Source organism: Mycobacterium parmense (assembly GCF_010730575.1).
GTDB classification, from domain to species: domain Bacteria; phylum Actinomycetota; class Actinomycetes; order Mycobacteriales; family Mycobacteriaceae; genus Mycobacterium; species Mycobacterium parmense.
Genome location: NZ_AP022614.1, coordinates 4777481 through 4804004, shown reverse-complemented (window position 1 = coordinate 4804004; position 26524 = coordinate 4777481). Strand labels below are relative to the sequence as shown.

At 67.5% G+C, this 26524-nt stretch carries 27 protein-coding genes; 11 read left to right on the top strand and 16 right to left on the bottom strand.

Features of this window, described 5'->3' with window-relative positions; all coding sequences use genetic code 11:
* Nucleotides 1-17 precede the first annotated feature (17 nt).
* Both G6N48_RS22140 and G6N48_RS22135 read right to left on the bottom strand, forming a co-directional pair.
* Nucleotides 18-785 (bottom strand): fructosamine kinase family protein, encoded by a 768-nt coding sequence (locus G6N48_RS22140; protein WP_085268276.1) that lies wholly within the window; start codon nucleotides 783-785, stop codon nucleotides 18-20.
* Entirely contained in the window at nucleotides 782-2422 is a 1641-nt protein-coding gene (locus tag G6N48_RS22135) for an acyl-CoA synthetase (RefSeq protein ID WP_085268275.1), read from the bottom strand. The genes G6N48_RS22140 and G6N48_RS22135 overlap by 4 nt, the downstream gene beginning before the upstream one ends.
* 64 nt (nucleotides 2423-2486) lie before the next feature.
* Between G6N48_RS22135 and G6N48_RS22130 the strand changes: the two genes are divergently transcribed.
* Complete coding sequence (locus G6N48_RS22130) at nucleotides 2487-3308, top strand: crotonase/enoyl-CoA hydratase family protein (RefSeq protein WP_085268435.1); 822 nt, start codon at nucleotides 2487-2489, stop codon at nucleotides 3306-3308.
* Between the two features lie 107 nt (nucleotides 3309-3415).
* The gene (locus G6N48_RS22125) at nucleotides 3416-4291 is read left to right on the top strand and encodes a hypothetical protein (RefSeq protein WP_085268274.1); all 876 of its coding nucleotides are present in this window, start codon (nucleotides 3416-3418) and stop codon (nucleotides 4289-4291) included.
* Between the two features lie 29 nt (nucleotides 4292-4320).
* Here G6N48_RS22125 and G6N48_RS22120 read toward each other — a convergent pair whose 3' ends face one another.
* From G6N48_RS22120 to G6N48_RS22110, 3 genes are read right to left on the bottom strand one after another with little or no spacing between them, the layout of a single operon-like run.
* Nucleotides 4321-5523 carry a cytochrome P450 gene (locus G6N48_RS22120; protein WP_085268273.1) on the bottom strand — a complete coding sequence of 401 codons (1203 nt, stop codon included), beginning with the start codon at nucleotides 5521-5523 and terminating at the stop codon, nucleotides 4321-4323.
* A complete protein-coding gene (locus G6N48_RS22115) occupies nucleotides 5520-6236 on the bottom strand; it encodes an acetoacetate decarboxylase family protein (RefSeq protein WP_232066681.1) in 717 nt (238 codons plus the stop codon). Before G6N48_RS22115 ends, G6N48_RS22120 begins: the two co-directional genes overlap by 4 nt.
* A gap of 43 nt (nucleotides 6237-6279) precedes the next feature.
* A complete protein-coding gene (locus tag G6N48_RS22110; protein ID WP_085268272.1) occupies nucleotides 6280-7311 on the bottom strand; it encodes an LLM class F420-dependent oxidoreductase in 1032 nt (343 codons plus the stop codon).
* Between the two features lie 64 nt (nucleotides 7312-7375).
* Between G6N48_RS22110 and G6N48_RS22105 the strand changes: the two genes are divergently transcribed.
* From G6N48_RS22105 to G6N48_RS22085, 5 genes are all read left to right on the top strand, one after another.
* Nucleotides 7376-8371 (top strand): Zn-ribbon domain-containing OB-fold protein, encoded by a 996-nt coding sequence (locus G6N48_RS22105; RefSeq protein ID WP_179969901.1) that lies wholly within the window; start codon nucleotides 7376-7378, stop codon nucleotides 8369-8371.
* A gap of 15 nt (nucleotides 8372-8386) precedes the next feature.
* A complete protein-coding gene (locus G6N48_RS22100; RefSeq protein WP_085268270.1) occupies nucleotides 8387-9451 on the top strand; it encodes a thiolase domain-containing protein in 1065 nt (354 codons plus the stop codon).
* Nucleotides 9451-10644, top strand: a complete 1194-nt coding sequence (locus tag G6N48_RS22095; protein WP_085268269.1) for a thiolase domain-containing protein — start codon at nucleotides 9451-9453, stop codon at nucleotides 10642-10644. Before G6N48_RS22100 ends, G6N48_RS22095 begins: the two co-directional genes overlap by 1 nt.
* Nucleotides 10641-11048: a nuclear transport factor 2 family protein gene (locus G6N48_RS22090; RefSeq protein WP_085268268.1), complete on the top strand. Its 408-nt coding sequence runs from the start codon at nucleotides 10641-10643 to the stop codon at nucleotides 11046-11048. The genes G6N48_RS22095 and G6N48_RS22090 overlap by 4 nt, the downstream gene beginning before the upstream one ends.
* Nucleotides 11049-11144: 96 nt before the next feature.
* On the top strand, nucleotides 11145-11879 hold the full coding sequence (locus tag G6N48_RS22085; RefSeq protein ID WP_085268433.1) for a type 1 glutamine amidotransferase family protein: 735 nt from the start codon (nucleotides 11145-11147) through the stop codon (nucleotides 11877-11879).
* Between the two features lie 121 nt (nucleotides 11880-12000).
* On the opposite strand, the gene G6N48_RS22080 is transcribed toward G6N48_RS22085, so the two are convergent.
* Both G6N48_RS22080 and G6N48_RS22075 read right to left on the bottom strand, forming a co-directional pair.
* Nucleotides 12001-12849: an SDR family oxidoreductase gene (locus G6N48_RS22080; protein WP_085268267.1), complete on the bottom strand. Its 849-nt coding sequence runs from the start codon at nucleotides 12847-12849 to the stop codon at nucleotides 12001-12003.
* A 79-nt stretch (nucleotides 12850-12928) separates the two neighbouring features.
* Entirely contained in the window at nucleotides 12929-13453 is a 525-nt protein-coding gene (locus tag G6N48_RS22075; RefSeq protein ID WP_085268266.1) for a gamma carbonic anhydrase family protein, read from the bottom strand.
* A 128-nt stretch (nucleotides 13454-13581) separates the two neighbouring features.
* On the opposite strand from G6N48_RS22075, the gene G6N48_RS22070 reads away from it, so the two are divergent.
* Nucleotides 13582-14742 carry a Rieske 2Fe-2S domain-containing protein gene (locus G6N48_RS22070; RefSeq protein WP_085268265.1) on the top strand — a complete coding sequence of 387 codons (1161 nt, stop codon included), beginning with the start codon at nucleotides 13582-13584 and terminating at the stop codon, nucleotides 14740-14742.
* Between the two features lie 2 nt (nucleotides 14743-14744).
* Nucleotides 14745-15209, top strand: coding sequence for a hypothetical protein (locus G6N48_RS22065; protein ID WP_085268264.1), 465 nt, complete (start codon nucleotides 14745-14747; stop codon nucleotides 15207-15209).
* Between the two features lie 18 nt (nucleotides 15210-15227).
* On the opposite strand, the gene G6N48_RS22060 is transcribed toward G6N48_RS22065, so the two are convergent.
* The 8 genes from G6N48_RS22060 to G6N48_RS22025 all read right to left on the bottom strand — a co-directional run bounded on the left by G6N48_RS22060 (nucleotide 15228) and on the right by G6N48_RS22025 (nucleotide 22874).
* Nucleotides 15228-16373: a sulfotransferase family protein gene (locus G6N48_RS22060; RefSeq protein ID WP_085268263.1), complete on the bottom strand. Its 1146-nt coding sequence runs from the start codon at nucleotides 16371-16373 to the stop codon at nucleotides 15228-15230.
* Nucleotides 16373-17155: an SDR family oxidoreductase gene (locus G6N48_RS22055; RefSeq protein WP_085268262.1), complete on the bottom strand. Its 783-nt coding sequence runs from the start codon at nucleotides 17153-17155 to the stop codon at nucleotides 16373-16375. Before G6N48_RS22055 ends, G6N48_RS22060 begins: the two co-directional genes overlap by 1 nt.
* Before the next feature lie 2 nt (nucleotides 17156-17157).
* On the bottom strand, nucleotides 17158-18297 hold the full coding sequence (locus tag G6N48_RS22050) for a hypothetical protein (RefSeq protein WP_085268261.1): 1140 nt from the start codon (nucleotides 18295-18297) through the stop codon (nucleotides 17158-17160).
* A gap of 88 nt (nucleotides 18298-18385) precedes the next feature.
* Complete coding sequence (locus G6N48_RS22045; protein WP_085268260.1) at nucleotides 18386-18673, bottom strand: hypothetical protein; 288 nt, start codon at nucleotides 18671-18673, stop codon at nucleotides 18386-18388.
* Nucleotides 18674-18716: 43 nt separating this feature from the next.
* Nucleotides 18717-19940: a PPE family protein gene (locus G6N48_RS27960; RefSeq protein ID WP_085268259.1), complete on the bottom strand. Its 1224-nt coding sequence runs from the start codon at nucleotides 19938-19940 to the stop codon at nucleotides 18717-18719.
* A gap of 113 nt (nucleotides 19941-20053) precedes the next feature.
* Complete coding sequence (gene dmpG, locus G6N48_RS22035) at nucleotides 20054-21109, bottom strand: 4-hydroxy-2-oxovalerate aldolase (RefSeq protein WP_085268258.1); 1056 nt, start codon at nucleotides 21107-21109, stop codon at nucleotides 20054-20056.
* Nucleotides 21106-22047 (bottom strand): acetaldehyde dehydrogenase (acetylating), encoded by a 942-nt coding sequence (locus G6N48_RS22030; RefSeq protein ID WP_085268257.1) that lies wholly within the window; start codon nucleotides 22045-22047, stop codon nucleotides 21106-21108. Before G6N48_RS22030 ends, dmpG begins: the two co-directional genes overlap by 4 nt.
* A 41-nt stretch (nucleotides 22048-22088) precedes the next feature.
* Nucleotides 22089-22874, bottom strand: a complete 786-nt coding sequence (locus G6N48_RS22025; RefSeq protein WP_085268256.1) for a 2-keto-4-pentenoate hydratase — start codon at nucleotides 22872-22874, stop codon at nucleotides 22089-22091.
* 72 nt (nucleotides 22875-22946) lie between these two features.
* Between G6N48_RS22025 and kstD the strand changes: the two genes are divergently transcribed.
* Both kstD and G6N48_RS22015 read left to right on the top strand, forming a co-directional pair.
* Nucleotides 22947-24635 carry a 3-oxosteroid 1-dehydrogenase gene (gene kstD / locus G6N48_RS22020; protein ID WP_085268432.1) on the top strand — a complete coding sequence of 563 codons (1689 nt, stop codon included), beginning with the start codon at nucleotides 22947-22949 and terminating at the stop codon, nucleotides 24633-24635.
* 1 nt (nucleotide 24636) lies between these two features.
* Nucleotides 24637-25497: a MaoC/PaaZ C-terminal domain-containing protein gene (locus G6N48_RS22015; protein ID WP_085268255.1), complete on the top strand. Its 861-nt coding sequence runs from the start codon at nucleotides 24637-24639 to the stop codon at nucleotides 25495-25497.
* Between the two features lie 51 nt (nucleotides 25498-25548).
* On the opposite strand, the gene G6N48_RS22010 is transcribed toward G6N48_RS22015, so the two are convergent.
* Nucleotides 25549-26394 (bottom strand): endonuclease domain-containing protein, encoded by an 846-nt coding sequence (locus tag G6N48_RS22010; RefSeq protein ID WP_085268254.1) that lies wholly within the window; start codon nucleotides 26392-26394, stop codon nucleotides 25549-25551.
* Between the last annotated feature and the right edge of the window lie 130 nt (nucleotides 26395-26524).

Below are 26524 nucleotides of genomic sequence, written 5' to 3'. Positions count from 1 at the left end.
CGCGAACGAGCGTAGGCCTACGCGGCGAGCGCGGCGCGGGCGGCCGCTTTCGTCCGCGCCGCGTACCCCTCGCCGAACAGCACCACGTGCGCCAGCAGCGCAAACAGCTGGTGCAGGCCGATGCGATCGCGCCAGCCGGCCCGCAGCGACCGAACGCCCTGATAGCCGGCGACGACCTGGTCGTAATGCGGGCAGCCGAACAGCTCGAGCATCGCCAGGTCGGTCTCGCGGTGGCCGGCGTGCGCCGCGGGGTCGATCAGCACCACCCCGTCGGGCGTCCACATCACGTTGCCGCTCCACAGATCGCCATGCAGCCGCGCCGGGGGCTCGTCGTCGTCGAAATCACCCGCGCCGCAACGTGCGATGACCGAGTCGACCGCGTCGCGGGTCGGGGGATCGAGGCGCGCCGCGGCCAACTCGGCCATCGGGGCCAGCCGCTCCTCGGCGTAGAAGGCGCCCCACCGCCGGTGGCGGCGCAGCGACATCGGCAGCGGCTGCGACAGCGGCCCGAAGAACCCCGGGCCGTCCCATCCGTCGGGACCCGCGCCGAACTCCGCGCCACCCGCGTCGTGCGTGACGGCCAGTTGGGCGCCGAATGCGCGTGCCGCCGGGGCCGCCGGCGGCACCGAACCCAGCCGGCGCAGCGTCAGGCTCGTATCGTCGACGGCGATGACGTCGGCGCACGCGGCGCCCCCGTCGACATCGGAGAGCCACCGCAATCCGGCTGCCTCCCAAGCGAAGTAGCCTGCCGGTGCGCCGGGGTGCTGCTTGACGAAATCGGTCAAGCGCTCACGTGAGCGGCGTGGACGTCGTCGGCAGGGCGCGCCTCGGTCTGCTCCTTGGCCCATCGGTAATCGGGCTTGCCGGCAGGCGAGCGCTTCACCTCGTCGACCAGCCACAGGCTCCGCGGCACCTTGTACCCGGCGATCTCGGAGCGCACGAACCGGTCCAACTCGGCCAGCGACGGCCGGCACCCCGCGCGGGGCTGCACGACGGCCGCGACGTGCTGCCCGTAGCGGGGATCGGGCACGCCGACCACCAGGGCGTCGAACACGTCGGGATGCCCCTTCAGCGCCCCCTCGACCTCCTCCGGGTAAATCTTCTCTCCGCCGCTGTTGATGGACACCGAACCGCGGCCGAGCATCGTGACGCTGCCGTCCTCCTCGACCAGCGCGTAGTCCCCGGGGATGGCGTAACGGACACCGTTGAACGTCTTGAACGTCTCGGCGGTCTTCTTCTCGTCCTTGTAGTAACCGACCGGTATGTTGCCCTTTTTCGCGATCAGACCGCGCACGCCCGAGCCGGGCTTGACCTCGTTGCCCTCCTCGTCGAGCACGACGGTGCGGTGGTCGATGGTCACGCGCGGACCGCCGGCGTGCGGCGCGTCCTTGGCGACGATGCTGGTGCCCCCGAAGCCGGTTTCCGACGAGCCGATCGAGTCGGTGATCACCCGGTTGGGCAGCAGCTCGAGAAGTCGCTCCTTGATGCTCGGCGAGAACAGCGCCGCGGTGCTGGCCAACAGGAACAGCGACGAGAGGTCGTAGTCATGATCTGCGCTCAGCGCGTCGAGCAGCGGGCGGGCCATGGCGTCGCCGGTGAAGAACAGCAGGTTCACCTTGTGCTCGTGAATGGTGCGCCAGACCTCGTCGGCGTTGAATTCCGGCGCCAGCACCGTGGTCTGACCCGAGAAGATCGACATCCAGGTGGCCGACTGCGTGGCGCCGTGGATCATCGGCGGGATCGGGTAGCGGACCATCGGCGGATTGGCGGCGGCCGCCTTGGCCAGGTCGTGCTCGTCCTTGACGAATTCGCCTGTGGCGAAGTCGGTTCCGCCGAACAACACGCGGTAGATGTCTTCGTGGCGCCACATCACGCCCTTGGGGAAACCGGTGGTGCCGCCGGTGTAGAGCAGGTAGATGTCGTCGGCGCTGCGCTCTCCGAAATCGCGTTCGGGTGAGCCCTGCGCGATCGCCGAGTAGAACTCGACGCCGCCGTAGCGCTTGAAATCCGCGTCGCTGCCGTCCTCGATCACCAGGATCGTCTTGACGTCGGGCGTCTCCGGCAACACGTTGGCCACCCGGTCGGCGTACTGGCGCTCGTGGACCAGCGCGACCATGTCGGAGTTGTCGAAAAGGTAGCGCAGTTCGCCCTCGACGTAGCGGTAATTGACGTTGACCAGGATGGCGCCGGCCTTGACGATGCCCAGCATCGCGATCACGATCTCGATGCGGTTGCGGCAGTAGAGTCCGACCTTGTCGTCCTTCTTGACACCCTGGTCGATTAGGAAGTGCGCCAGGCGGTTGGCTTTCTCCTCCAACTCGGCGTACGTCAGCTTCTCGTCGCCGCAGATCAGGGCAACACGGTCGGGCACGGCGTCGATGGCGTGCTCTGCGAGGTCGGCAATATTCAGGGCCACGGCCACCAAACTAGAACGTGTTACATTTCTTGACAAGCTGATGCTCACTGTCGAGGGAAGGGCGATCACCGTGGCCGACGCGCCAGCAAAGGAACAGGCGGGACCCCAGGAGGCGGACGCGCTGGTGGAGCAGCGCGGTCACACCCTGATCGTCACGTTGAATCGGCCACACGCCCGCAACGCGCTGAGCACCGAGATGATGCAGATCATGGTCGAGGCGTGGGACCGCGTCGACAACGACCCGGACATCCGCTGCTGCATCCTGACCGGCGCCGGCGGCTACTTCTGCGCGGGCATGGATCTCAAGGCGGCAACCAAGAAACCGCCGGGCGAGTCGTTCAAGGACGGCAGCTACGACCCATCACGAATCGACGCCTTGCTCAAGGGCCGCCGGCTGACCAAGCCGCTGATCGCGGCCGTCGAAGGGCCGGCGATCGCCGGCGGCACCGAGATCCTGCAGGGCACCGACATCCGGATCGCCGGCGAGAGCGCGAAGTTCGGGATCTCGGAGGCCAAGTGGAGCCTGTACCCGATGGGTGGCTCCGCGGTGCGACTGGTGCGCCAGATCCCCTACACGGTGGCGTGCGACCTCTTGCTGACCGGACGCCACATCACCGCCGCCGAGGCCAAGGAGATGGGCCTGATCGGGCACGTCGTCCCGGACGGGCAGGCGCTGTCCAAGGCGCTGGAGATCGCCGGGATCATCGAGAACAACGGGCCCCTGGCCGTCCAGGCGATCCTGCGGGCGATCCGCGAGACCGAGGGCATGCACGAGAACGAGGCGTTCAAGATCGACACGCAGATCGGGATCAAGGTGTTCCTGTCCGACGACGCCAAGGAAGGTCCGCGGGCGTTCGCCGAGAAGCGCAAGCCCAACTTCCAGAATCGCTAGGACCGCCCCCGCGCCGAGCGTGCATCCTTTGCGAAGTCTCGGCCGCTTTTTCGCGGTGAGTGCACGTTCGGCGACGGTGTCGGTCCCCTCCGCCACACTCGCCTGCCATGGAGGAGCCGTTTCTCGGTAGCGAGGCCGTCGACGCCGGCATCGTGACGCCGTACGCGCTGCGCAGCCGCTTCGTCTCGATCCATCCCGACGTGTACGTCTCGGCCGGCGCCGAGCTCACCGCTCGATCCCGCGCACGTGCCGCGTGGCTGTGGTCCCGGCGCCGCGGCATCGTCGCCGGCCGCTCCTCCTCGGCACTCCACGGCGTCAGATGGGTCGGTGATCGGGCACCCGCGGAGTTGCTCTACGGCTACCGCAGGCCGCCGGGCGGTGTCCGGACCTGGTCGGATCGCGTCGGCGAGGACGAGGTGGCGCTGATCGCCGGCATCCCGGTCACCACGCCGGCCAGAACCGCGCTCGATTTGGCGTGCCGCTATCCGACCGGCGAGGCGGTCGCGGCCATCGACGCGCTGGCGCGCGCGACGGATCTCAAGGTGGTTGACGTCGAGGCCCTCGCCGAGCGCTACCGGGGCCGCCGCGGCATCAGGCGTGCCCGCGTCGTGCTGCCCCTGGTCGATCCCGGCGCCGAGTCACCCCGCGAGACGTGGCTGCGGCTCCTGCTCATCCGGGCAGGCTATCCGCGACCGCAAACCCAGATCCCCGTCTACGGGGAATACGGAGAGCTCGTCGCGGTCCTCGACATGGGCTGGGAGGACGTCAAGCTGGGCGTCGAATACGACGGCGACCATCACCGCACCGACCGACGGCAGTTCAACAAGGACATTCGGCGCGCGGAGGCCGTCGCCGAGTTGGGCTGGATGAATGTTCGCGTCACGGCAGAGGACACCGAAGGCGCCGTCTTGAGCAGGGTGGCGACGGCCTGGCGGCGCCGAACGTGCACTCAGCGCGAAAAACTCGCTCGGATTTCGCAGTGATTACACGCTCGGCGATGGGACGAAGGCGTTCAGCCCAGCGGCGCGGCGGGCGTGAACGCCACCGGCATCTTCTCCAGGCCCGATACGAAGTTCGCCGGACGCAACGGCAGCTCGGCGTCCGACGCCAGCCGCATGTCCGGGAGCCGCGCCAGCAGCCGCGACTGCATGATCGACAGCTCCAGCCGGGCGAGCTGGTTGCCCAGGCAGAAGTGCGTGCCGAACCCGAACGCGAGGTGGTTGTTCGGATAGCGCCCGATGTCGAAGCTCTCCGGGTCGTCGAACACCTTCTCGTCGAAGTTCGCCGACTCGAACAGCAGGATCATCTTCTCGCCCTGACGCAGCTGCGTGCCGTGGAATTCCGTGTCGGCGGTGATGGTGCGTGCCATGTTCTTCACCGGCGCGGTCCAGCGCAGCATCTCTTCGATCGCGTTGGGCAGCAGGCCCGGGTCGCCTACGAGCCGCCGGTGCTGGTCGGGGTGCAGCAGCAGCTGCCGAGTCCCCCCCGACAGCGTGTGCCGCGTGGTCTCGTCGCCGCCGATCAACAGCAGCAGGACCTCGGTGACGATCTGATGGTCCTCCAGCCGCGAGCCTTCGACCTCCGCATGCACCAAGACGCTGACCAGGTCGTCGGTCGGCTCCTTCTTCCGGGCCTCGATCATGCCCATCATGTATTGGCTGTAGGCGGCGAACGCGTCCATGGTGACCTGGAACTGCTCCGGGTCGGCCGTGCTGCTCAGGAAGCTGACCAGATCGTCGGACCACTTGAGGAACATGGTGCGTTCCTCCGGCCGCACCCCGAGCATGTCGCCGATCACGGCCATCGGCAGCGGCGCGGCCAGGTCCCAGACGAAGTCGCACTCGCCGCGTTCGCACACCGCGTCGATCAGGGTGTCACACAGGGCGGAGATCTTGGGCTCCAGGTCCTTGACCCGCTTGCGGGTGAAACCGGCGTTGACGAGCTTGCGCCGCAAAAGGTGTTGCGGGTCGTCCATCTCGATCATCATCTCGACGCCGTCCTGATCGGGCCGGATGCCGCCCGCGTTCGAGAACAGCTCGGGGTTGCGCTCGGCCTCGATCACCGCCTGGTACGTCGACGCGGCGGCCAATCCGTTGCGGTCCCGGAACACGGGCTCGTTGTGGCGCATCCAGCGGTAGACCGCCCGGGAATCACCGGCATAGAACGTGCCGTCGGTCAGGTCGACATCGGGTCGGGTCGTGGAAGTCACCGTCATGAGATCTCCTGGGCATCGCCGAATGTCATTTGTACCTCGTCAACGGAGCTGGACACCATCGCGCGCTTCGGCAGGCCAAGCGAAGCCAGCTCTTTTGCGTAAGGGTGATCGCCCAGGCGCATGTGCACTCCCCCGAACCGGGTCCGCACGCCGTCCAGCGTGTGTTCGAACGACGTCTCGCGCGTGACGCCGTCGCGGTGCGAATACGTGCGCTGCGACTGCTGCCGCGGGGTCAGCCGAAACGGCAGACCGCGGCGGAAATCCATGCTCACCACCAGCTGGCGGTCGATGCTGAGGTCGAAGGAGAAGTCGCGGCCTTCCCGAACGGTGAAGTCCGCCATGACTTTCGGGTATCCCCAGATCGTGGTCCCAGCCTCGAGCGTGAAGGCTTGGTCGACGGGCAGGTGATGGATGAAGGCGCCGGCCGACTGCAGCGCCCGCGGGCCCTTGGCCCTGGACCCCGGCGGATTGACCATCACGCTGGTTCCGAATTCGTGGTACTGACCCAGGTCGCCGTCGATGTAGTGCATCAGCATCAGGACGACGACGGCGCGGCCGGGCAGGTAACGGCAGACCTGCAGGCCGCTGTAGTCGATCAGGCGCTGGGCGGCGTCGGCGTCCACCGAGAACATCGCCATGTGCTGGGTCGCCTTGCGGATCCGCACGGGCATGGTCAGCACCGTGCCCGCGATTGTGTGCTGCGAGGCTGTCACCCGGTCAATCTAGAACGTGTTCTATGCGGAGGCAAGCAACGCCTCAGATCAGCGTCGCCAACTCCCGTACCTGCTCTGTACTGCGGCCGGACACCACCATCATGGTGACGCCGGCGGCCTCCCAGGCCGTGATTTGCTTACGCACGTAGTCGACGTCACCGACGATGGCGGCGTCATCGACCACCTCGTCGGGGATGATCTCGGCGGCCTTCTCCTTCTGGTTGGACCGGAACAGCGCGGTGACCTCGTCGACCACCTCGGCGTAGCCCATCCGGCGATAGACGTCGGCATGGAAGTTGGTGTCCTCGGCGCCCATGCCGCCCATGTAGAGGGCCAGATAGGGCTTCATCGCCGCGAAGGCGGCGGCGCGGTCATCGGTGATGACGATGTTCGCGGTCGCGCAGATCTCGAAGTCGCCGCGCGTGCGCCTCGCCCCGGGCCTGGCGAACCCTTCGTCGAGCCATTCGTTGTAGGTGTCGGCCATCCGCGGGGTGTAGAAGATCGGCAGCCACCCGTCGCCGATCTCCGCGGCCAGCGCGACGTTCTTCGGCCCCTCGGCGCCCAGGAAAATCGGGATGTCGGGGCGCAGCGGGTGGGTGATCGGCTTGAGCGGTTTGCCCAGACCGGTCGTGCCATCGCCCGTGAGCGGCAACGGATAGTGCGGACCCGCACTGGTCACCGGCTTGTCGCGGGCCCAGACCTGCCGGATGATGTCGACGTATTCGCGGGTGCGCGCCAGCGGCTTGGGAAACGGCTGGCCGTACCAGCCCTCCACCACTTGCGGGCCGGAGACGCCCAGCCCCAGGATGTGCCGGCCGCCGGACAGATGGTCGAGCGTCAGCGCGGCCATGGCGCACGCGGTCGGAGTCCGCGCCGACAGCTGAATCACCGAGGTACCCAGGCGAAGCCGCTGCGTCGAGGAACCCAGCCACGCCAGCGGCGTGTAGGCGTCGGATCCCCACGCCTCGGCGGTGAAGACGGCGTCGAACCCCGCCTCTTCGGCTGCGGCGACGAGCTCACCGTGATTGTGCGGCGGCTGCGCGCCCCAATATCCGAGCTGCAACCCCAGCTTCATAGCGTTCGCCCTTCCCATTGACCCGATGTTGAATCCGTTCTTAGAACCTGTTCTACTCGATGGCGTGACAGCCAGTTCGAGCAGCCCGACCTTGATGGATCATCCTGAACCGCCACTTTCCGCGCCACTGACGTTGTCCTTCGACTACACCCGTTCGGTCGGCCCCACGCTGAGCAAGTTCTTCACCGCGCTGCGTGAGCGCCGCATCCTGGGGGTGCGCGGATCCGATGGCCGCGTCCACGTCCCTCCGGCGGAATACGACCCGGTCACCTACGAGCCGCTGGACGAGATGGTGCCGGTGTCCAGCGTCGGCACGGTCGCTTCCTGGACCTGGCAGCCCGACCCGTTGGCGGGCCAGCCGCTGGACCGCCCGTTCGCCTGGGCGCTGATCAAGCTCGACGGCGCCGACACGCTGCTGATGCACGCGGTCGACGCCGGGGCGCCCGAGGCGATCCGGACCGGCGCCCGCGTGCACGTGCACTGGGCCGACGAGCCGGTGGGTTCCATCACCGACATCGCCTACTTCGAGCTGGGCGAGGAGACCGAAGCCGTACCGGAAACTTCTGCGGGCGAACAGGATCCGGTCACGATGATCGTCACGCCGATCTCGCTGACAATCCAGCACACCGCCTCCCACGAGGAGAGCGCCTACCTGCGGGCCATCGCTGTGGGCAAGCTGCTGGGTGCCCGGACGGGCGAGAGCGGCAAGGTCTACTTCCCGCCGCATGGCGCCGACCCGGCGACCGGGCAGCCGACCACCGAATTCGTCGAACTGCCGGACAAGGGCACGGTGACGACGTTCGCGATCATCAACATCCCGTTCCAGGGCCAGCGCATCAAGCCGCCGTACGTCGCGGCGTACGTGCTGCTCGACGGCGCGGACATCCCGTTTTTGCACCTGGTCGCCGATATCGACGCGCACGAGGTGCGCATGGGGATGCGGGTGGAGGCGGTGTGGAAGCCCAAAGACGAGTGGGGCTTCGGCATCGACAACATCGAGTACTTCCGGCCCACGGGTGAACCCGACGCCGACTACGACACCTACAAGCACCACCTGTAAAGGGCTTAACTGCACATGAGCGCTCGCAACGTTGCGGTCGTCGGCTTCGCCCACGCCCCACACGTACGCCGCACCGACGGCACCACCAACGGCGTCGAGATGTTGATACCGTGCTTCGCCCGGCTCTACGAAGAGCTGGGCATCGCCCGCACCGACATCGGCTTCTGGTGCTCGGGATCTTCCGATTACCTTGCCGGACGCGCTTTTTCGTTCATCTCCGCGATCGACTCGATCGGCGCCGTTCCCCCGATCAACGAGTCGCACGTCGAGATGGACGCGGCCTGGGCCCTCTACGAGGCCTACATCAAGATCCTGACCGGCGAGGTCGACACCGCACTGGTGTACGGCTTCGGCAAGTCATCGGCGGGCATCCTGCGCCAGATCCTGTCGCGGCAGACCGACCCCTACACCGTCGCACCGCTGTGGCCGGACTCGGTGTCGATGGCGGGACTGCAGGCCCGTATGGGCCTGGACAGCGGCAAGTGGACCCACGAGCAGATGGCCCAGGTTGCCCTCGACTCGTTCTCCTACGCCGAGCGCAACGACTCCGAGAAGCCCGCCAAGAGCATCGACGAGTTGCTCGGCCGCCCGTTCTTCAACGACCCGCTGCGGCGCCACGACATCGCGCCGATCACCGACGGCGCCGCGGCCATCGTCCTGGCCGCCGACGACCGGGCACGCGAGCTACGCGAAAACCCGGCCTGGATCACCGGTTTCGAGCACCGCATCGAGTCGCCGTCGCTGGGGGTGCGCGACCTGACCGTGTCGACCTCGACCGCGGCGTCGGCGAAGGGGGCCACCGGCGACGACACCGGCAGCATCGACGTCGCCGAGATCCACGCGCCCTTCACCCACCAGCACCTGATCCTCGCCGAGGCCATCGGGCTGAACGGCAAGACCAAGGTCAATCCGTCCGGCGGCGCACTGGCGGCGAACCCGATGTTCGTCGCCGGCCTGGAACGTATCGGATTTGCGGCCCAACACATCTGGGACGGGTCCGCCGGGCGGGTGCTCGCGCATGCCACCAGCGGGCCCGCGCTGCAGCAAAACCTGGTCGCGGTCATGGAAGGGAAGAACTGATGGCCGGTGCAGGGCAGAACCTGGCCGCGGTACTCGGTACCGGACAGACGAAGTACGTGGCCAAGCGCAAGGACGTCTCGATGAACGGCCTCGTGCGCGAGGCGATCGACCGGGCGCTCGCCGACTCCGGTTCGACGTTCGACGACATCGACGCCGTCGTGGTCGGCAAGGCGCCCGACTTCTTCGAGGGCGTCATGATGCCGGAGCTGTTCATGGCCGACGCCGTGGGCGCCACCGGCAAGCCGCTGATCCGCGTGCACACGGCCGGTTCGGTCGGCGGGTCCACCGGCGTCGTGGCCGCCAGCCTGGTCCAGTCGGGCAAATACCGGCGGGTGCTGGCGATGGCCTGGGAGAAGCAGTCGGAGTCAAACGCCATGTGGGCGTTGTCGATTCCGATCCCGTTCATCAAGCCCGTCGGGGCGGGCGCGGGCGGGTATTTCGCACCGCACGTGCGGTCCTACATCCGCCGCTCGGGTGCTCCGTTGAACATCGGCGCCATCGTCGCGGTCAAAGACCGGCTCAACGGCGCCCGCAACCCGCTGGCTCACCTGCACCAGCCCGACATCACCGTCGAGAAGGTGATGGAGTCGCCGATGCTGTGGGACCCGATCCGCTACGACGAGACCTGCCCGTCGTCCGACGGTGCGTGCGCGGTCGTCATCGGTGACGAGGAGGCAGCCGAAGGCCGCCTGGCCCAAGGGAATCCGGTCGCCTGGATCCACGCGACCGCCCTGCGCACCGAGCCGCTGCAGTTCGCCGGCCGCGACCAGGTCAGCCCGCAGGCCAGCCGCGATGCGGCGGCGGCACTGTGGAAGTCCGCCGGCATCACCAGCCCCATCGACGAGATCGACGCCGCCGAGATCTATGTTCCCTTCTCGTGGTTCGAGCCGATGTGGCTGGAAAGCCTGGGGTTCGCGCCCGAGGGCGAGGGCTGGAAGCTCACCGAGGCGGGCGAGACGGCGATCGGGGGGCGGCTGCCGGTGAACCCGTCCGGCGGCGTGCTGTCGTCCAACCCGATCGGCGCGTCGGGCCTGATCCGCTTCGCCGAGTCGGCGATCCAGGTGATGGGCAAGGGTGGCGACCATCAGGTGCCGGGTGCGCGAAAGGCGTTGGGGCACGCCTACGGTGGCGGCTCGCAGTACTACTCCATGTGGGTGGTGGGGGCGGACAAGCCCGAGAAGGAACCGGCATGACCCTGCACCCGGCGCACGAGGCGGGGCGGCGCTCCCGGGAGGCGGTGATGGCCCGGGACAAGGACGCCTGGCTGGCGGTGTTCGCCGACGACGCCGTCGTCGAGGACCCGATCGGGCCGTCGCCGTTCGACCCGGAGGGCAAGGGACACCGGGGCCGCGACGCGATCTCGGCCTTCTGGGACAAGGCCATCGCCCCCACCACCAAGATCGAGTTCGTCTTCCGCGACACTTACCAGTGCGGCAACGAGGAAGCCAACGTCGGGCACATCCTGATCACGACGGGCGACTATCAGACCACCGCCGAGGGCGTGTTCACCTATAAGGCCAACGACCACGGCGAGATGGTCGCCCTGCGCGCGTACTGGGAGATGGACCGGGCGGTCGCGAGTACCCGCCGGGTCTAGCGCTCAGCCCTGGACAGTCCAACTGGCGGTCGTGTGCGTTGTGAGGTTGGATTGCTGTGCGGCGGCATGCACGGGCACACGCACTGGGAGTCGACCATGACTGCAAACCTTCCCCGCAAGGCGCTGATCTCGATCAGCAGCTACCACGGAGTGATCTATCCCGACGGCACGAAAACCGGCCTCTTCTACACCGAGGCGTTGCATCCCTACGAAGTATTGACGGCAGCCGGTTTCGACGTGGATCTAGCCAGCGAAACCGGTACATACGGGCTTGACGATCTCTCGCTTACCGACCGGTTCTTGGCCGGCGATGACAAGGCTGTTTATCAGAACCCGCAGCACCCGTTCAACGTGCAGCTGAATTCGCAGCTGAAGAAGGCGTCGGAGCTGGATAAGGGACAATACGGACTATTCTTCGGTTCGGCTGGACATGCCGCGCTGTATGACTATCCCACCGCCAGCGGGCTTCAGACGGTGGCCACGGACGTCTGGGGCCGAGGCGGAATCGTCGCGGCGGTATGTCATGGACCGGTTCTGCTGCCGGGTGTAACCGAGTCGAACGGCCGCTCGATCATCGAAGGGCAAACGGTAACCGGGTTCACGATCGAAGGCGAGATTGTGCTGCAGGTCTGGGACAAGCTGAAGTCCGATAGAGTCGCCCCCGTCGTGGACGCGGTCACCAAAGCGGGAGCACACTACAGCTCCCCCATGCATCCCTTTGACGACTACTCGATTACCGCTGGGAGGCTGATCACCGGGGCGAATCCGGCCAGCGCGCGCAGCGCCGCCCAGAGGGCCCTTGACGCCTTTGAGGCTTTCGAGGGGCTGTGAACGGCTTCGTCAGGCAGGGCATTCGGGTGTCCAGCGCACTTGCGTAACCCGTTTCCCCTTGGTCGTCAACGCATCGAAAGTCTGGCCGTTACCGCGGTTCTCGTAGGACTTCGAAGGATCCTCACTCTGCCACGGGAGTTTCGGGCTTCATCTCGAAAGAATTCTGCAGGCTGGGCGGCCGAGTTCCCAGACCATCGCGCACCTTCTTCGTCCATGGGGCTTCGATGAGTCTCTTGGTCTCCTCGAGCATCGACTTCGGCTCGAGGTTGCGGTAACTGTCGACCTCGCCCGCCGCGACAGCGGTCAGGGTCGCGTATACCGGTTCGGGATCGAACTGGGCTCGGGGGAACGCGAGCTTGGAGTAATCGAAGAGCCGCTCGGACGCGTCGTCCTCCCAACTACGCCATGTCTCGAAGCCGCGGTCGTTGAAACCCGTCAGGAACGGGCCCGGATTGACTGTGGCCACCTCGATCCCGAACTCCTGGAGCTCCAGGCTCATCGTTTCCGCGATGGCTTCGACGGCATGCTTGGAAGCCGAATAGATTCCGGTAAAGGGGTTGGTGTTCAGCCCTTCTCGCGACGAGACCCACACTATCCGCCCCTCGCCGCGCTTGACCATCTGCTTTGCGATCCCCTGAGTCAGCAGCAGCGGGCCGATAACATTGACTTCGAACTCCCTGCGCATGTTGACCGCCGGGACGTCCAGAACGGATCCGCCCTCCAGAAGTCCGGCATTGTTCACCAAGATTTCGACTTCCCACTCCAGAGCCTTGCGCCGGTCACCCGCGTCCGTCACGTCCAGCTTTTCCACTTGGAGTGAGACGTTTCGCGCAGCAGCTTGACGCTTCAGGGTCTGCACTTGCGCGTAGATCTCGACGGCGGCGACGACATCAAAGCCCTTCTCGGCCAGTCGCATGGCCACTTCGTGGCCAAACCCCGTGCCCGACCCGGTGATCAAAACCTTCTTCATCGCGCTCTCCGTCCGGCGGGGTCAGCATTTCGTGGATGCTTCCACACGAATTTTGCGCCCTCGGAGCGCGGCGCGCGATCTAGATCGGCTCCAGTCCGGCGATATGCCGGGCAGCCAGGTCCCGGTAGGCCTGCGGGTTGACGTTGACCCACATCTCGGCGCCCGTTCCGGCGACCGGCCCCTTCACCTGGGCCGGCGACCCCACCGCCAGCATCCCCGCCGGAATCTGCGTGCCGGCCAGCACCAGCGAGCCGGCGGCGATCAAGCTGCGCGCCCCGATCACCGCGCCGTCGAGCACCGTGGCGTGGTTGGCGATCAGCGCCTCGGGACCCACGTGGACGCCGTGGATGACGCACAGGTGGGCCACCGTCGCTCCGGGGCCGATGTCGACCGGGATGCCCGGCGGCGCGTGCAACATGGAGCCGTCCTGCACGTTGGCGCCTTCCCGGACGACGATCGGGCCGTAGTCGCCGCGCAGCACGGCGTTGAACCACACCGACGCCCCCGCTTCGACGGTCACGTCGCCGATCAGGGTCGCGGTCGGGGCCACGAAGGCCGTGGGATCGATGCGCGGCGCCCGGCCTTCGAAAGCAAACAGCGGCATCGTCTAGATATACCGTAGGGCGGGTGCGCCCCCGCGGATATCGCGTGGTTAGGGGGCGCTTCGTTGCGCGGGCCCACGGCAAAACTGTAACGTGTTCTAGTTAGAGGGCTAGCAAGTGGAGGTTACAGGTGAGTACCGACACCAACGCGGTCGGCATCCGGGAGATTGATCCCGGCGCCCTGCCGACCAGGTACGCCCGGGGCTGGCACTGCCTGGGCGTCGCGAAAGAGTTTCAGGACGGCAAGCCGCACCCGATCGAGGCGTTCGGCACCAAGCTGGTGGTGTTCGCCGACTCACACGGGGAACTGAAGGTCCTCGACGGTTACTGCCGGCACATGGGCGGTGACCTGTCCGAGGGCACCATCAAGGGCGACGAGGTCGCCTGCCCCTTCCACGACTGGCGCTGGGGCGGCGACGGGCGCTGCAAGCTGGTGCCCTACGCCAAGCGCACCCCGAAGACCGCGCGCACCCGGGCATGGACCACCGATGTCCGCGGCGGCCTGCTCTTCGTCTGGCACGACCACGAAGGCAACCCACCGGACCCCGCGGTCAGGATCCCCGACATTCCCGAAGCCGCCAGCGACGAGTGGACCGACTGGCGGTGGAACCGCATCCTCATCGAGGGCTCCAACTGCCGCGACATCATCGACAACGTCACCGACATGGCGCACTTCTTCTACATCCATTTCGGGTTGCCGACGTACTTCAAGAACGTCTTCGAGGGTCACATCGCGTCGCAGTACCTGCACAACGTGGGCCGGCCAGACGTCAACGACCTGGGCACCTCCTACGGTGAGGCGCACCTGGATTCCGAGGCGTCCTACTTCGGGCCGTCCTTCATGATCAACTGGCTGCACAACAGCTACGGCGGCTACAAAGCCGAGTCGATCCTGATCAACTGCCACTACCCGGTGACACAGAACTCGTTCGTCCTGCAGTGGGGCGTCGTCGTCGAAAAGCCCAAGGGCATGGACGAAGCGATGACCGACAAGCTCTCGCGGGTGTTCACCGAGGGGGTCAGCAAGGGTTTCCTGCAGGACGTCGAGATCTGGAAGCACAAGACGAGGATCGACAACCCCCTGCTGGTCGAGGAGGACGGCGCCGTCTACCAGCTGCGCCGCTGGTATCAGCAGTTCTATGTCGACGTCGCCGACATCAAGCCGGAAATGGTGGAGCGCTTCGAGATCGAGGTCGATACCACCCGCGCCAACGAGTACTGGAATGCCGAGGTCGAGGAGAACCTGAAGGCGCGGGACTCCGACGCGCCCGAACCCGCGCAGCAACACTGACCATGCCTGAAGACCAGCCGGCGATTCCCGACGTCGATCGGCTCGCGCGGTCCATGCTGTTGCTGCACGGCGATCACCACGACCACGACCACGACCACGACCAGGCATCGTCCCGGACGGGCCGCAACGGCGAGGCGTGGGCGAAGTCAAGGGATTTCAGCAACGACCCGGACCGCGCGGCCGCTGTGCGCGAAGCCACCCGCGCGGACCGGGAACGATACCTGAGCTCGGGCATGCAATCGGTGGATTGCCGGTTCTGCCACGTCGCGGTCACCGTCCGGCGGGTGGGTCCCGGCCACACCGCCGTGCAGTGGAACACCGACGCGGCGAATCGCTGCGCCTATTTCGCCGAGGTGCGCGCGTCCGGCGGCGACACCGCGCGCACGCGGTCATGTCCCAAACTCGGCGACAGCATCGAACACGCGGTCGCCGAGGGCATCCTGGACGACGCGCCCGACGCCGACTGATCCGCGCCGGGCTTTCAGTCAGAGCCCGGCGAACCGCTCCTTGACGGCCTCGACCGTCAGCCCGTAATCCTCAAGGGAATACTTGTGTTTGGGCGCACGCTCACCCGACTGGCTCTCGCCGTAGCTCTTCTCCATGGCCACCCGCGCCTCGTCGGTCAGCGTGATGCCGAAGTGGCGGTAGATGTCGGCGACCGTGCCCATCGGGTCGGCGATCAGGTCGCGGTACTGCACGTCGTAGAACTGCGCCGGGTCGTATTTCGCCCGGGCGGCGTCGAACCGCTCCAACCCTCGTGACCAGGTTTCCATTGCGTCAGCGCCGATCTGGGCGCCGACGAAGGTGGTCGACCAGCCGTCTGCGGTGTGCTGAGCCAGCGAACACATCGACGCCATGATCGTCTCGACCGGGCGATGCGTCTGGATCACCAGCGCGTCCGGATACGTCGTCATCAGGGCGTCCAGCGCGAACAGGTGGCTGGGATTCTTCAGTACCCAACGCTTGTCGGCGTCGTTGAGCCCGATCAGCTGAAGGTTTCGGCGGTGCCGGCGGTAAGAGGGCGTCCAGTCCTGACGCGACAACCACTGGGCGTAACTCGGGATGTGCGCCAGCGTCTCGTAGGACACCGAGTGCAGCGATTGGCGTAGCAGCTGCCAGCACTCCTCCAGCTCGTAGGCGGCCATGAAATGCAGGCCCGTGTAGCCCGGGTTGTCCTGATGGTGCTGCGTGAATTGCGCATCGAGCTGGCGGTACAACGGGTTTGAGTCCCACGTGTCGCGGGGCGGGCGCGGCTGCGGGAACTCCGCCAGCCACATGTGCAGGCCCTGATGGGCGGGGTCGGCGCCCAGCAGCCGGTGCAGCGCCGTGGTGCCGGTGCGCACCAGCCCCGTGACGAAGATCGGCCGCTCGATCTGGACGTGGGCGTGTTGCGGGTATTGCTTCCACGCGGATTCGCTCAGCAGCCGGGCCACCAGCGCGCCACGCAGGAAGAAGCGGTTCATCTTGCTGCCCAGCGCCGTCAGGCCGGCCTCGCGCCGGTACGATTCGAGCAGCACGTGCAACGCTTCGAGGTAGTTGTCGTCGTCGCTGCCGAAATCGTCGAGACCGGTCACTTTGGTGGCCGAGGCGTGCAGCTCGTCGACGGTGGCGACGTCGGTCCGTTCGGCCATTACGTGTGGTACTCCCCGCAGTTCACGTCCAGCGTCTGCCCGGTGATGCCGCTGGACAGGTCGCTGGCGAGGAACAATATCGCCGAGGCCACCTCGTCCTCGGTCGGCAGCCGCTTGAGATCGGAGTTGGCCGCGGTCGCCTGGTAGATCTGGTCCATCGTGGTGCCGTACTTGCCCGCCTGATGCTCGAAGTAGCCCTTCAGGGTGTCGCCCCAGATGTAGCCCGGGGCAACGGAATTTACCCGTATGCCCTTTTCGCCCAGTTCGGTCGCCAGCGACTGCGACATGGACAGCAGCGCGGACTTCGCCATCTTGTAGGCGCCGTACTTGGCCTGCGAGTGCCGCAGCACCATCGAGTTGACGTTGACGATCGACCCGTGCGAGCGCTCCAGCGCCGGTGTGAACGCCTGGATCAGCCGCAGCGCCCCCAGCGCGCTGAGCTCGATCGCGTCGCGGATGTGCTGAAAACTGGTCGCGGCCAACGGCTTCATCGACGGCACCCGGAAGGCGTTGTTGACCAACACGTCGGCCTTGCCGTAGGTCGCCATCGTCGTCTCGACGAGGTATGCCACCTCTTCGTCGTCGGTGATGTCGGCACGCACCGCCAGCGCCTTGCGCCCGGTGTCGTTGACCTGCTTGGCCAGTTCCTCCAACCGTTCGACGGTGCGGGCGGCCAGCACCAGGTCGGCACCCTCGCTCGCGCACCGGTGCGCCAGCGTGGTGCCCAGCCCGGGCCCGACGCCGCTGATGATGACCACCTTCTGATCGAGCATCCCTGACATCGTCACCCCAGCATCCTCGCCGCAATCTGTTGTTGACGCAACGCGATTCGCGCTCGCCACTCGTCGTCGGAGATCTTGTTGTGGTCGAAGTGCGGCAGCGCGGCCGGCACGGCTTCGAAGTCCACCAACTCGACGGTGGGGCCGTCGGCCTCGGTCAGCTGACGCGAGACGCGTTGCCAGCGGAATTGCAGGATGCCCTTGCGATGGCCCAGCGTTTCGACCCAGTTGGTCACGCCGGGGTTCTGGTCGGCGACGACGATGCGCACCTTGCCGTCCGGATCCGCTTGCGCCTGGGTGTTGTTCAGCGAGGTCTGGTGGTTGATGTAGTCGAGCGAGATGTACCAGAGGCTTCCCAGCTGGAAACCGAGGTAGGGCGCATCGGTGACCGGGATGGTGATCACCAGCGCCTGGTCGGGGCGCAGCTCGAAATGCCCGACCGACGAGTACTGGGTCGCCAGGCCGCCCGGTGTCAGGCGCGGCGCCACCATGGTGTTGACGGGAAGGTCGAAGTAGAACCACTGCGGGAACTGCAGCCAGGTCTTCACCCGGTTGACCAGTTGTTTGCCCGCTGTGGCATAACGCTTTTCGAGCGTCTGCCGCGACAGCGGCGGCGGCGCGGTCCCCGCGGTGTCCAGCCGGGCGATCGCCAGCGTGCCCCGTTGCGCCGCCCAGTCCCCGTACACCTCGCGGATCACCAGCTGCCCGGGACTCGTCGGCCGGACTCGCCATTCGAAGCTGCCGTCCGCGGCGATCTCGAGCTCACGGTCGTCGAACGCGGCCTGGCTGGCAGGCACGTTGTCGTCGGTGTACTCGCCGCCGAGCAGCTGGAAACTCAGGTCGGTGGTGGTGCCGCGCTTGCCGGTGACGACGTAGTCGTGGTCGGCCCGCACCCGCGTACCGAAGTAGAGGGTGTCGGGGTTGTCCAGGCCCATCTTGGTGAACGGCCCGGTGCCCGACTGCAGGAACGGGTGGTCGCGCTCGTAGTCGAAGGCCAGGTGCATGCAGCCCGCAATGCAGCCCGCCAGGTACTGCAGCCCCTCGAGGAGGTCGGCCTCGGTCTCGATGTGCGGCGCGGCCGCCACAAGTTTTTCGGCTTCGGCGATCGCATCGGTGAGGGGTCCGGAGACGGAATCAGAGAGCACGCCTAGACGCTAGAACGTGTTCTCATTTTGAGTCAATGGCGAACATTCTCGCGTGTCGCCCGCAGCGTCGGGAAACGAGTCCGAATCGCTACGAGGCGCACTGCTGCGACAGGTCGATCAGATGCTGCCGCACGTCCGGATGGCGATTCAGGTAGTCGATGACGTTGCCGCCGTCGCCCTCGGCGCTGGACCGCGCCTGCAGTTGCGCCTTCACATCCGGATGGCGGATCAGGTAGGAGTTGATCGAGTCGCCCACGGTCTGATTGCACGCGGGAGCTGCGTTGGCCGCCGGCACCGCGATCAGCGCGCAGACGGCGACACCGAGCAGACCTGCGGCCGGCAGCCCGCGACGAAGAAATCCAGAAGTGTCCGTCATGAAATCGAGATTACCCGCGTCGGCCCGGCGGGAATCCCGGCCGCTAGTTGGCGCGGGCTTTCAGGGGCTCGATCTCCGGCTCCGGGTACTCCACGGCGATCCGCTCGCGCGGGCCGCGGGCTTCTTCCGGCGCCGCGTGCATGGGCTGGGTGACCGCCGCGGCGGGCTTGGCCGCGTCCGGAGTGCTGGCCAGAGGCGTCGCGGCCGCGAGGGCCTCCTCTTCCACCACGGCGGCCTCTTCCACCCGCTCGACGGCCGTCGTCTCCTCTTCGAAGCTCGACGTGCCCGGGATCTTCACCGCCGGGCCCATGCCCAGCGAGCCGCCGTCTTGAGAGCTCGCCGAGCCCGCCGCGCGGGCCATCATCATCGCGCCCATCCCCGCGCCCATGACGCCGGGGTTCATGCCGCCGCCGCCGCCACCGCCGCCGCCGGCGACCTGCGCGGGCCCGCCGGCCAACGTCGCACCGGGGTCGCCGGACTGGCCGGCCACGACGGTGCCGCTGCCCGCGTCTGCGGCGACGTATCCGCCGTCACCGCTCGGCGCAGCCGTCGCCACGACGCCCGTGTTACCGACATCGCCCACAGAACCACCGCCGCCGCCGCCCTGGACCGCACCACCGGCGCCGGTCGCGCCGGGAGTCCCGGCGCCCGCCGCGGCGGCGCCACCCGCGGAGGTCGGCCCGGCAACGCCGCCATTCGAGGCGCCGCCCACGCCGCCCATCGGCATGCCGGGCAGGCTCGGCAGCATCGGCAGGCTGGCCTGACCCGACAGCAGCTGGCCGGCAGCCGCCGACGCCCCGCCGTGGTAGCCCACCATCGCCGCCACGTCCTGGGCCCACATCTCCGCGTAGTTGAATTCGGTCTGCGCGATCGCCGGCCAGTTCTGCCCGAAGAAGTTCGACATCACGAGGTTCACCAGGCCGTTGCGGTTGGCCTGCACCTCCAGCGGGTGAATCGTGGCCGCCAGAGCGGCCTCGAACGAACTGGCCACCGCCTGGGCCTGGGCGGCCGCCCCCGCTGCCTGAGTCGCTGCCGCGTTGAGCCAGCCGGCGTAAGGGGCCGCCGCCTGCGCCATCGCCGCCGCCGCCGCACCCTGCCACGCCTGGCTCGCCAGATTCGATGTGACCGAGCTGAAGGACTCGGCCGCCGCCGAAAGCTCGGAAGCCAACCCGTTCCACGCAGCCGCTGCCTGCAGCATCGGCGCGGATCCGGCGCCAGAGTACATCAGCAGTGAATTGATCTCCGGCGGCAGCGTAAAGAAACTCATCGGGTCCCCTCGGCGACGACTTCAGTCGATAGTCACAAAACTATGCCAAACCGGGGTGATAAATCTCAGGTTCCGGCGGATGTGAGCCATCTGATAGCTAATTCATACAAGCGTCACCGCGTGACGGCGGCGCCGCTGTCCTGCTCGCGCTTGATCTCCAGCGCGATGTCGATCAGCTGGTCCTCCTGGCCGCCGATCAGCTTGCGCTGACCGGCCCGGTGCAACAGCTGGTGGGCCGGCACGCCGTAGCGCTCCGACTGGCGCACCGCGTGCTTGAGGAAGCTGGAGTAGACCCCCGAATACCCCATGATCAGCGCGTTGCGGTCGAGCAGGCACTCGGCGGGCATGGCCGGGCGCACCACGTCCTCGGCGGCGTCGGCGATGTCGAAGAAGTCGATGCCCGTCTTGACGCCGATCTTGTCGAACACCCCGATCAGCGCCTCGACCGGCGCGTTGCCCGCGCCCGCCCCGAAGCGGCGCACGCTGCCGTCGATCTGCTTGGCGCCCGCACGCACCGCCTCCACCGAGTTGGCAACCCCCAGGCCGAGGTTTTCGTGCCCGTGGAAGCCCACCTGGGCGTCGTCGCCGAGTTCGGCGACCAGCGCGGCCACCCGGTCGGCCACCCCGTCGAGCACCAGGGCGCCCGCGGAGTCGACGACGTAGACGCACTGGCAACCCGCGTCGGCCATGATGCGCGCCTGGGCCGCCAGCTTCTCCGGCGGGATGGTGTGACTCATCATCAGGAACCCGACGGTCTCGAGGCCCAGCTCGCGGGCCAGGCCGAAGTGCTGGATGGAGACGTCGGCCTCGGTGCAGTGGGTGGCGATCCGGCAAATCGAGCCGCCGTTGTCCTGCGCCTCCTTGATGTCCTCTTTGGTGCCCACCCCCGGCAGCATCAGAAAGGCGATCTTGGCCTCCTTGGCGGTCTCGGCGGCGAGTTTGATCAGCTCCTGCTCCGGGGTCTTGGAGAAGCCGTAGTTGAACGAGGACCCGCCCAGCCCGTCGCCGTGCGTCACCTCGATCACCGGCACCCCGGCGGCGTCGAGCGCCGCCACGATGCCGTGGACCTCGTCCTTGGTGAACTGGTGGCGCTTGTGGTGCGACCCGTCGCGCAGCGACGTGTCGGTGATGCGGACGTCCCAGACCGGGTTGAAGAAGATGTCGCTCATGCTTGCGCTCCTTCCGCCGTCCCGGCGGCCGCCGTCAGGGACTCCTTGGCGATCTCCTCGCCGACCTTGGTGGCCGCCGCGGTCATGATGTCCAGGTTCCCGGCGTACGGCGGCAGGTAGTCCCCGGCGCCCTCGACCTCGACGAACGTGGTGACCAGGGCTTGGCCTCCGGAGTTCATCGACGGGTCGTCGAACTGCGGCTCGTTGAGCAGCCGGTAGCCCGGCACATAGGTCTGCACCTCGGCCACCACGTCGTGGATGGACTTGGCGATCGCGTCGCGGTCGGCATCCTCGGGGATGGCGCAGAAGATGGTGTCGCGCATGATCATCGGCGGGTCGGCCGGGTTCAGGATGATGATGGCCTTGCCACGCCGGGCGCCGCCGATGGTCTCCACGCCCTTGCTGGTGGTCTTGGTGAACTCGTCGATGTTGGCCCGGGTGCCCGGGCCCGCCGACAACGACGCAACCGACGCGACGATCTCCGCGTACGGCACGCCGCCCGACTCGGCCACGGCGCGCGACACCGCGTACACGATCGGAATCGTGGCCTGGCCCCCGCAGGTGATCATGTTGACGTTCGGCGCGTCCAGGTGCTCGCGCAGGTTCGCCGGCGGGATCACCGCCGGGCCGACCGCGGCCGGCGTCAGGTCGACGGCCCGGATCCCCGCCGCCGCGTACTTGGGTGCGGCGTCGCGGTGCACGTAGGCGCTGGTCGCCTCGAACACCAGGTCGGGCTTCTCGGACTGCGCCAGCAGCCAGTCGACGCCTTCGTGGGTGGTCTCCAGGCCAAGCTTGCGCGCCCGCGCCAGGCCCTCGCTCTGCGGGTCGATGCCGACCATCCAGCGCGGTTCCAGCCAGTCGGACCGCAGGAGCTTGTAGAGCAGATCGGTGCTGATGTTTCCCGACCCGACAATGGCCACACTCGCCTTCGAGGGCATATCAAACGCTCCTGGTATTCAATTTCGAAAGTAATTCGAGATTATTCGAACGACAACCGCACGGAACCCAGGCCCGTGAAGTCGGCGACGAACTGGTCTCCGGCGTGTGCATCTATCGCCCGCGTGCACGAACCGGGGAGCACGACGTCGCCTTTACGCAGCCGCACCCCGAAGCTTTCCACCTTGCGGGCCAGCCACGCGACCGCGGTCACCGGATTGCCCAGCACGGCGTCGCTGCGGCCCTCGGCAATAACCTCGCCGTTGCGGGTCAGCACCGCGTCGATGGTCTTGACGTCGAGGTCGGCGGGCGACACCCGCGCCTCACCCAGCACGAACCCCGCCGACGACGCGTTGTCGGCGATCGTGTCGCACAGAGCGATCTTCCAGTCGGTGATCCGGGTGTCGATCAGCTCGATCGACGGCACCAGGGCCTCGGTCGCCGCGAGCACGTCGTCCTCGGTGCATCCGGCGCCGGGCAGGTCCTCGGCCAGGATGAAGCCCACCTCGACCTCGACCCGGGGATAGAGGTAGCGGCCGGCCTTCACGGGGGTGTCCTCGAACACCTGCATCTCGTCGAGCAGGTGCCCGTAGTCGGGCTCGTCGACGCCCATCATCTGCTGCATCGCCTTGCTGGACAGGCCGACCTTGTGCCCCACCACCCGCGCGCCCTCGGCGACGCGCTGCCGGATGTTGATCAGCTGGATCTCGTAGGCGTCGACGACGTCGATGTCGGGGTGGCCGGCGGTCAACGGGGCCATGGGCTCACGGCTCCGCTCCGCTTGCGCCAGGTCGGCGGCCAGCTCGTCGCGGACTGCAACACTGAGCATTTACCGAAGTCCCCTCGTCCGTTTGACCGGGCCGGTAGCGCCCTACCCGGGCAATTCTATAACGTGTTCTACATGACAGCGCAGGAGTACGACGTCGTCGTGGTCGGCAGCGGCGGTGCCGGCATGGTAGCTGCCCTCACCGCCGCGCACCGCGGTCTATCGACAGTAGTCATCGAGAAGGCTCCCCACTTCGGCGGCTCCACCGCGCGGTCCGGCGGCGGCGTGTGGATTCCCAACAACGAGGTGCTCGAACGCCACCGGGTGCGCGACACCACCACCGCGGCGCGCACCTACCTGCACGGCATCATCGGCGACAAGTCGGTGAGCGGGGTCGAGCCGGAGCGCATCGACACCTACCTCGAGCGCGGTCCCGAGATGCTCTCGTTCGTGCTGAAGCACACGCCGCTGAAGATGTGCTGGGTGCCGCGCTATTCGGACTACTACCCCGAGGCGCCGGGCGGTCGCGCCGAGGGCCGCTCGATCGAGCCGAAGCCGTTCGACGCCCGAAAGCTCGGCCCCGACGAGGCGGGGCTGGAGCCTGCGTACGGCAAGGTCCCGTTGAACGTCGTTGTCATGCAACAGGATTACGTGCGGCTCAACCAGCTCAAGCGGCACCCGCGTGGCGTGCTGCGCAGCCTGAAGGTCGGCGGCCGCACCATGTGGGCGAAGGCGACCGGGAAGAACCTCGTCGGCATGGGGCGCGCCTTGATCGGTCCCTTGCGGATCGGCCTGCAGCGAGCCGGGGTCCCGGTGCTGCTCAACACGGCGTTGACGGACCTCTACGTCGAGGACGGCGTCGTGCGCGGAGTTTATGTGAGCGATGCGTCCGAACGCGTTGAGCCCCGGCTCATCCGGGCCCGGCGCGGCGTGATCCTGGCGTCGGGCGGTTTCGAGCACAACGAGCAGATGCGGGTCAAGTACCAGCGCGCGCCCATCACCACCGAGTGGACGGTCGGCGCCAAGGCCAACACCGGCGACGGTATCGTCGCCGCCGAAAAGCTTGGCGCCGCACTGGATCTGATGGAGGACGCCTGGTGGGGCCCGACGGTGCCGCTGGTGGGCTCCCCCTGGTTCGCGCTGTCGGAGCGCAACTCGCCGGGGTCGATCATCGTCAACATGTCGGGCAAGCGCTTCATGAACGAGTCGATGCCCTACGTCGAGGCCTGCCATCACATGTACGGCGGGGAGTTCGGCCAGGGCCCCGGTCCGGGTGAGAACATCCCCGCCTGGCTGATTTTCGACCAGCAGTACCGGGATCGCTACATCTTCGCCGGACTCAATCCCGGGCAACGTATTCCACGCAAGTGGCTGGAGTCCGGCGTCGTCATCCAGGCCGGCACGCTCGCCGAGTTGGCCGACAAGGCCGGCCTGCCGGTCGACCAGTTGACCGCCACCGTCGAACGTTTCAACGGATTCGCGCGGTCCGGGGTCGACCAGGACTACCACCGCGGCGAGAGCGCGTACGACCGCTACTACGGCGATCCCACCAACAAGCCGAACCCGAACCTCGGTGAGATCAGGCACGCGCCGTACTACGCCGCCAAGATGGTGCCCGGTGACCTCGGCACCAAGGGCGGCGTCCGCACCGATGTCCACGGCCGCGCGCTGCGCGACGACGGCAGCGTCATCGAAGGGCTCTATGCCGCAGGCAATGTCAGCGCCCCGGTGATGGGACACACGTATCCCGGTCCGGGTGGGACGATCGGCCCGGCGATGACCTTCGGCTATCTGGCCGCGCTGCACATCGCGGGAGAACGCTGACATGCCCATCGACGTAGACGTCGCCCTGGCCGCCGAACTGGAGCCCATCGACTTCTCCTGGGTCAGCAGCGACGTGCAGCTGTATCACCTGGGCCTGGGCGCCGGCTCCGACCCGACGAACCCCCGCGAGCTGCGCTACCTGATCGACGACACCCCGCAGGTGTTGCCGACGTTCGGCAACGTGGCCGCAAGCTTCCACATGACCACGCCGCCGACGGTGCAGTTCCCCGGCATCGACATCGAGCTGGGCAAGGTGCTGCACGCCAGCGAGCGTGTGCAAGTGCCCGCGCCGCTGCCACCGTCGGGTTCGGCCCGCGCCGTGACACGCTTCACCGACATCTGGGACAAGGGCAAGGCCGCGGTGATCTGGAGCGAGACGACGGTCACCGCGCCGGACGGCACGCTGCTGTGGACGCAGAAGCGGTCGATCTTCGCGCGAGGCGAAGGGGGATTCGGCGGCTCCCGGGGGCCTTCGAGTTCTGACAGCACGCCCGACCGCGCCCCCGACCTGGAGGTTGCGATGCCGATCCTGCCGCAGCAGGCCCTGCTCTACCGGCTCTGCGGCGATCGCAACCCCCTGCACTCCGACCCGGAATTCGCTGCCGCAGCAGGCTTTTCGCGGCCCATTCTGCATGGCCTGTGTACGTACGGCATGACCTGCAAGGCGATCACCGACGCGCTGCTCGACGGCGATGCCACGGCCGTCGCCGGCTACGGCGCGCGCTTCGCCGGCGTCGCGTTCCCCGGGGAGACGTTGCGAGTCGACATCTGGAAGGACGACAACCGCTTTCTGGCCGGCGTTGTCGCGCCCTCGCGCGACAACGCCGTCGTGCTCAGCGGCGTCGAGCTGATCCCGGCCTAGCTGTAGGCGCCCAGTGTGCGGCTAGCCGCACACTGGTTTTCGAGTGTGCGGCTAGCCGCACACTCGTCGGGCCCGGGCCGCCCTGACACGGCTCACGATCTCGGCTGGCCGGTCACCCGCCACCACCCGGACGACGATCCAGCCGAGTCGCTCGAGCATCTCCAGTCGCCGGACGTCCCTCGTGTACTGCCGGCGGTCGCTGCGATGCTGCTCGCCGTCGTACTCGACGGCGACTTTGAGGTCGTCCCAACCCATATCGAGGTAGGCGAATACGTCGCCGATCCGGTTTTCGACGGGAATCTGGGTTCGCGGCGGCGGCAGTCCGGCTTGAATCAGCACGACCCGCAACCACGACTCCTTGGGTGATTGGGAACCGGCATCGAAGAGGCCCACCGCGGTACGCGCACGCGAGATCCCGCGCCGTCCACCGTATCTGAGTGCCAGCGCCTCCACATCGGCCGCCTTGATCTCGGTCTCGCGGGCCAGGGCATCTATGGCCGCTACCGCGCCCGTCGTCGGGTACCAACAACCGAGATCCAGCGCCGTCCTGACCGGGGATGTCACCGGTATGCCGGCAACCGTCTGCATTTCGTCTTCCTCGATGCGTTCGCGATGGGTCCGAATCCCGGGCGGCCCGCGTCGATTGTCGTGAATCAGGTCAACAACCTGGGCATCGTCGACCCAGTTGCTGCCGTGCAACGCCGCCGCGGCGAAGCCTGCGACGACGCCTCGCCGTCCGGTCCAGAGCCAGCCCGCCAGCGCCCGTATCTCCGCCGTGACGAGTGCTTCACGCTCGATGTAGACGTCGGGGAACAGCCGACGGTACCGCGTCGCCAGTTCGGCCTTGGTCAATCTCCCGGCAGCGATGGCCTCGCTGCCGATGAAGGGGACTCCCATGACCCCGCAGCGTCGCATGGGGCCCCGCGGGCGTCACTTCACCTAGCGAGTGTGCGGCTGGCCGCACACTGGCCGCCGAATGTGCGGCTCGCCGCACACTCGGCGGTACTTGCCAAGCAGGCGCGCGCCG

Excerpts from the sequence above, each read along its gene's own strand:
- G6N48_RS22055 (WP_085268262.1), bottom strand. The coding sequence starts at position 17,155 with ATGTCAGGGATGCTCGATCAGAAGGTGGTCATCATCAGCGGCGTCGGG.
- G6N48_RS22110 (WP_085268272.1), bottom strand. The coding sequence starts at position 7,311 with ATGAAGCTGGGGTTGCAGCTCGGATATTGGGGCGCGCAGCCGCCGCAC.
- G6N48_RS22015 (WP_085268255.1), top strand. The coding sequence starts at position 24,637 with ATGCCCATCGACGTAGACGTCGCCCTGGCCGCCGAACTGGAGCCCATC.
- G6N48_RS22120 (WP_085268273.1), bottom strand. The coding sequence starts at position 5,523 with ATGACGGTGACTTCCACGACCCGACCCGATGTCGACCTGACCGACGGC.
- G6N48_RS22085 (WP_085268433.1), top strand. The coding sequence starts at position 11,145 with ATGACTGCAAACCTTCCCCGCAAGGCGCTGATCTCGATCAGCAGCTAC.
- G6N48_RS22065 (WP_085268264.1), top strand. The coding sequence starts at position 14,745 with ATGCCTGAAGACCAGCCGGCGATTCCCGACGTCGATCGGCTCGCGCGG.
- G6N48_RS22025 (WP_085268256.1), bottom strand. The coding sequence starts at position 22,874 with ATGCTCAGTGTTGCAGTCCGCGACGAGCTGGCCGCCGACCTGGCGCAA.
- G6N48_RS22095 (WP_085268269.1), top strand. The coding sequence starts at position 9,451 with ATGGCCGGTGCAGGGCAGAACCTGGCCGCGGTACTCGGTACCGGACAG.
- G6N48_RS22045 (WP_085268260.1), bottom strand. The coding sequence starts at position 18,673 with ATGACGGACACTTCTGGATTTCTTCGTCGCGGGCTGCCGGCCGCAGGT.
- G6N48_RS22030 (WP_085268257.1), bottom strand. The coding sequence starts at position 22,047 with ATGCCCTCGAAGGCGAGTGTGGCCATTGTCGGGTCGGGAAACATCAGC.
- G6N48_RS27960 (WP_085268259.1), bottom strand. The coding sequence starts at position 19,940 with ATGAGTTTCTTTACGCTGCCGCCGGAGATCAATTCACTGCTGATGTAC.
- G6N48_RS22010 (WP_085268254.1), bottom strand. The coding sequence starts at position 26,394 with ATGGGAGTCCCCTTCATCGGCAGCGAGGCCATCGCTGCCGGGAGATTG.
- kstD (WP_085268432.1), top strand. The coding sequence starts at position 22,947 with ATGACAGCGCAGGAGTACGACGTCGTCGTGGTCGGCAGCGGCGGTGCC.
- G6N48_RS22100 (WP_085268270.1), top strand. The coding sequence starts at position 8,387 with ATGAGCGCTCGCAACGTTGCGGTCGTCGGCTTCGCCCACGCCCCACAC.
- G6N48_RS22060 (WP_085268263.1), bottom strand. The coding sequence starts at position 16,373 with ATGGCCGAACGGACCGACGTCGCCACCGTCGACGAGCTGCACGCCTCG.
- G6N48_RS22075 (WP_085268266.1), bottom strand. The coding sequence starts at position 13,453 with ATGCCGCTGTTTGCTTTCGAAGGCCGGGCGCCGCGCATCGATCCCACG.
- dmpG (WP_085268258.1), bottom strand. The coding sequence starts at position 21,109 with ATGAGCGACATCTTCTTCAACCCGGTCTGGGACGTCCGCATCACCGAC.
- G6N48_RS22125 (WP_085268274.1), top strand. The coding sequence starts at position 3,416 with ATGGAGGAGCCGTTTCTCGGTAGCGAGGCCGTCGACGCCGGCATCGTG.
- G6N48_RS22080 (WP_085268267.1), bottom strand. The coding sequence starts at position 12,849 with ATGAAGAAGGTTTTGATCACCGGGTCGGGCACGGGGTTTGGCCACGAA.
- G6N48_RS22090 (WP_085268268.1), top strand. The coding sequence starts at position 10,641 with ATGACCCTGCACCCGGCGCACGAGGCGGGGCGGCGCTCCCGGGAGGCG.